Source organism: Saccharomonospora sp. (assembly GCF_027317685.1).
Classification (GTDB): domain Bacteria; phylum Actinomycetota; class Actinomycetes; order Mycobacteriales; family Pseudonocardiaceae; genus Saccharomonospora.
This window is the reverse complement of record NZ_DAHVQP010000036.1, coordinates 1-5,758: the sequence shown is the minus strand read 5'-3', so window position 1 is coordinate 5,758 and position 5,758 is coordinate 1. Positions and strand designations below refer to the sequence as shown.

Below are 5,758 nucleotides of genomic sequence, written 5' to 3'. Positions count from 1 at the left end.
AACGGCATCACCGATGTCGCAGGGGTCCGGGTCGGACAGGTGACCCTGATCGAGGGGGAGGACGTGCGGACCGGGGTGACGGCGATCGTCCCCCACCCGGGCAACGTCTATCAGGAGAAAGTCGCCGGTGGCGTGTTCATCGGCAACGCGTTCGGAAAGCCGGCCGGCTTCACTCAGGTGTCCGAGCTCGGCACGATCGAGACTCCGATCGTCCTCACGAACACGTTGAGTGTCGCGCGCGGTATCGACGGCGCTGTCACCTGGACGCTCGCTCAGCCGGGGAACGAAGCGGTCTCGTCGGTGAACGCGTTGGTCGGGGAGACGAACGACGGCGTGCTCAATGACATCCGAGGCCGCCATGTCACCGAGGACCACGTTCTCGACGCGATCACCACCGCCACAGGCGGTCCCGTGGAGGAAGGCTCGGTCGGCGCGGGTACCGGTACAACCTGCTTCGGTTGGAAAGGCGGCATCGGCACGTCGTCTCGGATCGTCGACGGCTACACCGTCGGAGTCCTCGTCCAGACGAACTACGGCGGCTCGCTGCGGATCGACGGCGTTCCGATCGGGGAGGAACTCGAACCCCCCGACCGCTTGGCGGCCGAGACCTCGGGCGACGGTTCGTGCGTGTTCGTGGTCGCCACCGACGCCCCACTGAGCTCGCGCAATCTCGAACGGTTGGGCGCACGCGCGGTCTTCGCCATGGCGCGAACCGGCTCCACCTTCACCAACGGCAGCGGCGACTTCGCGATCGCCTTCTCCACGTCCCCCGATTCCCGCGAACGTGCCGGGGACACCGCCCAGGACTCGAAGTTCCTGCCGAACGCGGGTATCTCCCCACTGTTCCGTGCCGTGCTCGATACCGCCGAAGAGGCGATCTACAACTCGTTGTTCATGGCGACGACCGTCACCGGGCGAGACGGGACCACCCGGCACGCGATCCCGCTCGACCGGGTCCGCGCGATTCTGCGCAAGTACGGCCGGATTCCCGAGTGAGGTATGTCGGAGGAAAAGCCTGGAGTGTCCGAAGAGCCACGGCCTCGGACTGGAAACGAAAGGGGGCCCGTCACTCGGGTTCGATCCGTACATCCACGACACCGGGGACCGTGCGGGCGAGGCTGGCCACTACTCTGCGTTCGGCATCGTCGATGAATTCGCCCTTCACCACGGTGGTCCTGTCGGTCACGTCGACCGACCAGCGACCGCGCTGCCCGCTGTAGGCGTCCAACACCGCCGACACGTGCGCCGCGACCACGTCGTCCGGCCGTACGAGAGGTCTCAGCACGTCCCGGCGACTCACGATGCCGACGAGTGCTCCGTCTTCCACCACGGGCAGACTGCGCAGGCGGTCGGTGAGCATGAGGTGCGCGATGTCGGTGACCTCAGTGTCGGGTGAGATGACCTCCACGGGTTTCGTCATCACATCGCTGACCTGTAATGAGGCCCCACCCCCCTCGGAGCTGATCTTCTCCACGGCGCGGAGTGCGTCGACTTCGGTGATCATGCCGATTACGCGCTGTTCCTCATCGACCACGGGCAGGCTGGCGAAGCCACCCTCGGTGATCCTCACCACCGCATCCCGCACCGGAGCGTCGGGGGAGATGCTCACGACAGGCCTTGACATGATCTCGGAAGCGTGCATGCCGTTGCTCCTCATTGCCTGCGACACCAATCGGATTCCCGCCACGACGACGGAACCGGAGGGACTTAGGTCCTGACATACGGGCCTCGGACGGTTCTGGTGTCGATCTCGGAAGGGAAGTTGTCCTTGTTCGCTGTGGACCGGGCGCCGTGCGTCGGCGACCGAGCACACCCTGTGGCGGAAAGTCGGTGTCCCGAGGCGGTTTCTCGACGGTCGCCTCCCGGCCCACCGGTGCGACGTCGGGGACACGGCTTACTTCAACGGGTGAACCACGTGCGATACATCGCAAGGGGCCGCCGGTGCGGCCGAGACGGGCTCGGTTCGTCCGCTGCGGTCGTGTCGCAAGACCCCTAACCTGCAAGGTGAGGCAGCGTCTCGACTGTAAGCGAGGTTTTCGCGATGACCACAGCTCCGGCCGGCTACACCTACGACCAAGAGCTCCCGGCTTCCCCGGTGACTGAGCAGGACCTGACCGAGCTGCTCACCGATGTCATGTGGACGGACGCCGATGCCCGCGCGCTGCGGCGGGCCGGGGAGATTCTGGTGCCACAGGCTTCGGACATCCTCGATATCTGGTACGACTTCTTCGGATCCACACCGCATCTGATCAGCGTATTCCGGGGCCCCGACGGGAAACCGGATCAAGAGTATCTGGCGAGGGTGCGAGCCCGATTCGAACAGTGGATCTCCGACCTGTGCACGCGTGGGTTCGATTACCGGTGGTTGGCCTACCAGGAAGAGATCGGGTTGCGGCACACCCCGGCGAAGAAGAATCTCACCGACGGGGTGGACTCCCCGGCCACGCACGTGCCGATGAGGCACCTGATGGCGTTGCTCGTCCCCATCACGGTGACGATCCGGGAGTTCCTCCAGCGGCACGAGCCCGACTCCAACGAGGTGGAGGCCATGTACCAGGCGTGGTTCAAGGCCGTCACCGTGTCTGTGACGTTGTGGACCCGTCCCTACGCCGCCGAACTCTGGTGATCCCGCCGACACAGGTCACCGACATCGGCAGCAACGGCGGCTCGTGTCCGGGTGATAGCGGTGCGTAGGAAATAAAGTCACCCGGTGCACCGACGTGGCCCTTCCACGGAGAGTGACGAGGGCCGCCACTTCGCGGTGTCCGCTGCTCGGCCTACGGTACTGGCCATGAGTGGTGTGGTGGATGCCGCTGTGGCGACGTTGGAGGAACTGTCCTCGCACAACGTCCTGGTCCGGCCGGCCGGCGTGCACGCCGTGGGGAGCGCTACCGGCCCCCTGGCCGGGACTCCCATCGTGGTGAAGGACAACATCGCCGTCGAAGGTCTTCCGTTGACCGCCGGTTCACCCGCGTTGGAGGGTTACCGGCCGACTCGGAACGCGGGGGCGGTGCAGCGATTGCTCGACGCGGGTGCCATTGTGGTCGGGCAGACCAACATGCACGAGTTGGCGCGCGGCACCACCAGCCACAACGCCTTCTACGGCCCTGTCCGCAATCCGCGTGAGGCGAGTCGCATGGCGGGAGGGTCCAGCGGTGGGACCGCCGCGGCGGTGGCGGGTGGTGCGGTGCCCGCGGGTTTGGGTACCGACACCTCCGGTTCGGGGCGTATCCCCGCGGCGATGTGCGGGTGTGTGGGTTTTCGGGCGAGCGCGTCCCGATATCCGGGCGACGGGGTGCTGCACCTGTCGCCCAGTGCGGACGCGGTCACCGTGATGGCGATGACGGTCGCGGAGGTGGCCGTGTTCGACGCGGTGCTCGCCGGATTGTCGGAGACGCGGGAAGTCCCGGAGCTTCCACCGCTGGATCCGAGCACGGTACGGCTCGGGGTGCCACGCGATCCGTGTTGGCGTGTCCTCGATCCCGAGGTGGAACGGGTGTGCGAGGAGGCGCTGGAGAAACTGCGTGCCGCCGGGGTGCAGGTGGTGGAGGTGGACCTCGGTGACCTGGCGGCGGAGTCTTTCGAGGTCAACGTCAGCACGACGATGTATGAGATGTACGAGTACTGGTCCTTCTTCGCCCAGCAGCACCTCGGCTGTGACTACGCGACGTTGGTGACACGGTTGGGCAGTCCCGACGTGGTGGAGGCCTTCGGCTCGTTGGTGGACGGGTCGCCGATCACCGCCGACCACTATGCGGCGCTGCGTGTGTTGAAGGAGGAGGTGACCACTCGGTTCGCGGCGTTGTTCGCCGAACAGCGACTGGACGCACTGGTATTCCCACCAGTCCCGATGACCGCCCCGGAGGTGGGCGCGGAGACGGTGACGATCCGTGGTCGCGAGTACGACCTGCTCATGGCCACGATCGCCAACGAGACGATGGCGCCGAGCGCCGGTCTACCCGCCGTGTCGGTTCCGGCCGGGCTCGCCGCCGACGGGCTTCCGGTGGGGATCGAACTCGACGGTCCGACCGGCAGTGACAGGCGACTGCTGGCGATCGCCGAACTGGTGGAGCGATGTGTGGGGCCGTTGCCGCCGATGACGCGGTAGGTCGCTGCGTGGAGCCGCTGCCGGGGCGCCTTCCGGGAGGCGGGCCTGATGCCTACCGCACCTCTTGGCGCGATCTCGGCTCGGTTTTCGACCTGGGCCGTGTCAGCGTGCCTGGCGTCGCAGCAGGTACGTGTCCATCACCCAACCGCGAGCCAGTCGCGCTTCCGCGCGTGCCTGCCAGGCCTCGTCGACGACTTCGCTCAGCCTTCCGGCGACGAGCTTTTCGTCCGCCGAACCGAGGTTGGCGCCCCACCACAGGTGCCAGGCCTCGGGGTCGGGTAGCCGGCGGCAGGTGAGCGCGCCGTCGAGGACGACCACGAGATTGTCGTTGTGGGCCGCGTCCTGAAGCAGTCGGCGGCCCGTGGTGATGGTCACCGGGCCGCCGATGGTGTTGAGTACCTGCCGATGCCGAGCGGCCAATAGTTGGATGCTGCTGAGCCCAGGAACCACCTCGACGGTGAGGTCGACGGCGCCGCGTTCGACGATGCGGTCAGCCAGCCGGATCATCGAGTCGTACAGCGCAGGATCGCCCCACACGAGGATCGCCGCATCACCCTCGTTTTCCAGCAACGCTCGCTCGAACACCGCCGCGCGTGCCTCGTGCCAGTCGCGTACCGCGGCGCCGTAGTCGGCGGGGGCATCGCGATCGCGTTCGGGGTCGGGGACGTGCACGAAGCGAGGACGCCCTCGGACGTGCCGTGCGCAGATCTCCTCCCGCATCGCGAGCAGGTCCGCCGTCCCCGGGTGTTTCTCGGTCTTGTCGGCCACCAGGAAGTAGTCGACTTCGTTGAGTACCCGTGCCGCCTGTTCGGTCACGAGTTCGGGATCACCCGGGCCCAGTCCGACAAGGGCGAGGCGTCGCGTCACTTCTCGTCCTCCAGGTCCCCTTCGAGTTCGAGGTAGACGCGGGCCATCTCGGCCAGGGTGTCGGCGTCGGGCTCCGCCCACAGGCCGCGATCGGCGGCCTCGGTCAATCGCTCGACGATGCCGCGCAGCGCCCAGGGATTCGCCTGCCGCATGAAGCGCTGGTTCTCCTCGTCCAGCACGTACTCGCGGGCCAACGACTCGTACATCCAGTCGTGCACGACGCCCGCGGTCGCGTCGAGGCCGAACAGGTAGTCGACCGTGGCGGCCAGTTCGAATGCGCCCTTGTAGCCGTGTCGCTGCATGGCACCGATCCAACGTGGATTGACGACACGGGAACGGAAAACCCGGTTGGTCTCCTCGCCGAGCGTGCGCGTGCGCACGGCGTCGGGCGTGGTCGAATCGCCGACGTAGGCTTTGGGATCGGCGCCGGTCAACGCGCGCACCGTGGCGATCATGCCGCCGTGGTACTGGAAGTAGTCGTCGGAATCGGCGATATCGTGTTCGCGTGAGTCGATGTTCTTCGCCGCCACCGCGATGCGTCGGTAGTTGGTGCGCATGTCGTCACTCGCCGCGACCCCGTCGAGCCCACGTCCGTACGCGAAGCCACCCCAGGCGGTGTAGACCTCGGCGAGATCGGCGTCGTCCCGCCACGAACCGGACTCGACGGCCTGGAGGATGCCCGCGCCGTACGAGCCGGGTTTGGAGCCGAAGATACGGGTCGTGGCCCTGCGCTCGTCGCCGTGTTCGGCCAGATCGGCGCGGGCGTGGGCGCGAACGTAGTTC

6 protein-coding genes are annotated in these 5,758 nt (G+C 67.1%); 3 read left to right on the top strand and 3 right to left on the bottom strand.

From position 1 onward, the window contains the following. On the top strand, positions 1-996 hold a 996-nt coding region (locus M7H19_RS04145), incomplete at its 5' end, for a P1 family peptidase (RefSeq protein WP_298177283.1). Between the two features lie 70 nt (positions 997-1,066). Here M7H19_RS04145 and M7H19_RS04140 read toward each other — a convergent pair. Next, on the bottom strand, positions 1,067-1,642 hold the full coding sequence (locus tag M7H19_RS04140; protein WP_298177282.1) for a CBS domain-containing protein: 576 nt from the start codon (positions 1,640-1,642) through the stop codon (positions 1,067-1,069). A 399-nt stretch (positions 1,643-2,041) separates the two neighbouring features. Here M7H19_RS04140 and M7H19_RS04135 point away from each other — a divergent pair, with 399 nt between their 5' ends. Further along, the gene (locus M7H19_RS04135) at positions 2,042-2,626 is read left to right on the top strand and encodes a protoglobin domain-containing protein (RefSeq protein ID WP_298177280.1); all 585 of its coding nucleotides are present in this window, start codon (positions 2,042-2,044) and stop codon (positions 2,624-2,626) included. Between the two features lie 165 nt (positions 2,627-2,791). Then, entirely contained in the window at positions 2,792-4,108 is a 1,317-nt protein-coding gene (locus M7H19_RS04130; protein WP_298177278.1) for an amidase family protein, read from the top strand. Between the two features lie 102 nt (positions 4,109-4,210). Here the strand turns inward: M7H19_RS04130 and cobF are convergent, their stop codons facing one another. Together cobF and M7H19_RS04120 are read right to left on the bottom strand one after the other, a co-directional pair. Then, positions 4,211-4,975: a precorrin-6A synthase (deacetylating) gene (gene cobF, locus M7H19_RS04125; protein WP_298177276.1), complete on the bottom strand. Its 765-nt coding sequence runs from the start codon at positions 4,973-4,975 to the stop codon at positions 4,211-4,213. Beyond that, a partial coding sequence (locus tag M7H19_RS04120) for a cobaltochelatase subunit CobN (protein WP_298177273.1) occupies positions 4,972-5,758 on the bottom strand: 787 nt, incomplete at its 5' end. The genes cobF and M7H19_RS04120, both read right to left, overlap by 4 nt.

Bases quoted from the DNA above. Each gene is read 5' to 3' on its own strand.
- M7H19_RS04140 (WP_298177282.1), bottom strand. From the start codon at position 1,642: ATGCACGCTTCCGAGATCATGTCAAGGCCTGTCGTGAGCATCTCCCCC.
- M7H19_RS04135 (WP_298177280.1), top strand. From the start codon at position 2,042: ATGACCACAGCTCCGGCCGGCTACACCTACGACCAAGAGCTCCCGGCT.
- M7H19_RS04130 (WP_298177278.1), top strand. From the start codon at position 2,792: ATGAGTGGTGTGGTGGATGCCGCTGTGGCGACGTTGGAGGAACTGTCC.